This window comes from Methanoculleus sp. MH98A (assembly GCF_000691865.1).
GTDB lineage: Archaea > Halobacteriota > Methanomicrobia > Methanomicrobiales > Methanoculleaceae > Methanoculleus.
In genome coordinates this window covers 1-657 of the sequence record NZ_JMIO01000059.1, presented here as the reverse complement: position 1 = coordinate 657, position 657 = coordinate 1, and the positions used below count along the sequence as shown (strand labels likewise).

General features: G+C 53.6%; 2 protein-coding genes. Both read right to left on the bottom strand.

Annotated elements, in window-relative coordinates:
* On the bottom strand, positions 1-225 hold a 225-nt coding region (locus EI28_RS08620; RefSeq protein WP_048114209.1), incomplete at its 3' end, for a type II toxin-antitoxin system HicA family toxin.
* Positions 226-441 (bottom strand): type II toxin-antitoxin system HicB family antitoxin, encoded by a 216-nt coding sequence (locus EI28_RS08615; protein ID WP_048114158.1) that lies wholly within the window; start codon positions 439-441, stop codon positions 226-228.
* Between the last annotated feature and the right edge of the window lie 216 nt (positions 442-657).

Sequence of the window (657 nt, the reverse complement as noted above, 5' to 3'; positions counted from 1 at the left end):
ATAAACACGCAAGAACTCTTCTCGAGAGATACCTGCCTGCGTGCAGATGGTTCGGAGGGTCGGGCCTTTGATTTTGGGGTGATTCGGCATCGTGAGCGGCGTCGTTGTGCCGTCCGGATTGCTGCGGATAAGCGCGATATGGTTGCCCGTCCTGACGATCTGAAAACCGAGCGCCTCCAGCGTTTTCAGCACCTTCCGCTGGGGCGCATCGTGCGGGAACTTCATCTATACAGCGACTTCGGCGACGAAGGTCTCCATGATGTCGTTGTTCTCGAACGCATCGTTCCCGAAGGTCTCTATGTGAAACTGTATGGCGGATTTCACCTCGGCAAGCGCCTCTTCGTAGGTATCCCCCTCTGCAACGACGACACCCTTCAGACCCAGGGGGTAGGCGACATAGCCGTCAGGATGCTTCTCGACGATGATTTTCAAGGTTTTCATGGACACTTATCTCTCCTGCATGTAATCAGAGTAGAGGCGATCAGTGTGATATTCAACTCGTTTGGCGATATACTTTAGCCCGGCTTCTCCACCGGCGAAGGTTGTTGATTCATCTTTCGTTTTCGGTATTGATGGTGCTTCTTCCTGTTGCCGGGTTCACGCTCCCCGGCTCCAGGTTTTCCAGAAGAACACTCCGAGAATCAGCATGACGACGTA

What these genes read in the sequence shown, in the direction of transcription:
- EI28_RS08615 (WP_048114158.1), bottom strand. Translation starts at nt 441, where the DNA reads ATGAAAACCTTGAAAATCATCGTCGAGAAGCATCCTGACGGCTATGTC.